This is a genomic window from Oscillibacter sp., assembly GCF_031978065.1.
In the GTDB taxonomy this organism is placed as follows: Bacteria; Bacillota; Clostridia; order Oscillospirales; family Oscillospiraceae; genus Oscillibacter.
Window position 1 is genome coordinate 1 of the sequence record NZ_DALZCH010000208.1, and the last position, 1,263, is coordinate 1,263.

General features: G+C 51.7%; 3 protein-coding genes. All 3 read right to left on the bottom strand.

Features of this window, described 5'->3' with window-relative positions; translation table 11 throughout:
- Positions 1 to 21 precede the first annotated feature (21 nt).
- Entirely contained in the window at positions 22 to 483 is a 462-nt protein-coding gene (locus RTK01_RS16750; protein ID WP_312282055.1) for a hypothetical protein, read from the bottom strand.
- Positions 480 to 902 carry a minor capsid protein gene (locus RTK01_RS16755; RefSeq protein WP_312282056.1) on the bottom strand — a complete coding sequence of 141 codons (423 nt, stop codon included), beginning with the start codon at positions 900 to 902 and terminating at the stop codon, positions 480 to 482. The genes RTK01_RS16750 and RTK01_RS16755 overlap by 4 nt, the downstream gene beginning before the upstream one ends.
- The coding region (locus RTK01_RS16760) for a hypothetical protein (protein WP_312282057.1) at positions 899 to 1,263 on the bottom strand (365 nt) is incomplete at its 5' end. The genes RTK01_RS16760 and RTK01_RS16755, both read right to left, overlap by 4 nt.

Here is a 1,263-nt window from a genome sequence, read left to right on the forward strand (position 1 = left end):
CGCCAGCAGTCGTATTAAAGGTCAAGTCAGCCATTTGTTTCTCCCTTCAAATTTTCTTTTAAATTGCACGGACATCTGGACCATGTACATTGCCGTTGCCCCCTCTTCGTCCGTGTCATACAGCATTCCGTTCTGTGCCATGATTTTTTCTGTCCTTGGCTCGTCCCCAAACACAGGAGCCGCGCCGGTAACGCTCTGCGCCTGCACCCACTCTTGAAAATCAGATACCCAGTCGGCGTTGATAGTCGCTCCCTCGTCGTCGCCAATCGATTTTAGGAACACGCAGTAAATAGAAAAATTGTACTGGTTGGTTACGGTGGTGTTGCCCACGATATCCCGTCGCCTCTCCACCTCCACCAGCCCGGATGGATATATGCCGCCATTGGGTGGCGCTTTGTCGGTGTAATCCACATGGAAGTCCGAAAGGATGTCATAGCCCGGAAACGTGGCAATCCACGTCTGCATTTTTTCAAGCGCGGTCATTTCTTCCCCCTGTTCACGTGGTCCTGTACATCGGCGGCGATTGCATCTTTTTCGTTTGCCATCATACGCTTGTCCCACTTTGGCCCAGCCAGCGGCTTCTTGCTCGTGTCATATGTGAGCTTTTTGTCGATAACCTCTTTTGGTTCGTCTTTCTTTGCCCACGCACTTCTGGAATGGGTTCCAACCATGACGTTCCCATAATACTGGAATGTGGCATAAGGCTGAATGACCTCAATTTCGGTCGGGCTTGTGATGTATTTCGACTTCTCCAAAACTCCGCCACGCTTCGGAATATACTTATAGAGGCGGTTGGATATGGTGTTGGTCACAAACCGCTGCACATCCCCGTTTTTATCCACGCCGAGGCGCGTCAGGATGGTATTGACGGGCTTCATGTTCACCTTTACCCGCGTACTCATCCGCCCGCCTCCACATGGACCATATGGGCCTGCCAATATTTCGGGTCAACATACTTCACCACCACGAGTCCGGGGACTTTCACAGGGATGAACGTTGCCCATTCCTTGGCTGTTTCGATGTCAGGCCCATTTCCCAAAAGCACCTTATCGCCTACGAAAACGGGCTGCTCAGAGCATGGAATGACCAGCAGGAACGAATTGACTTCGCTGCTGCCGGTCTTATCCACGTTCTGGGTCTTCTTGAAGTCCAGAAATGCGCGGGTAAACACCTGCTTGGTGTAAGTGGTGTTGTCGGTATGGTAGATAGTCACCGTCTGATTGCACTTGGAATAATCCACCGGGGAGTGCGGGCGAACGCACA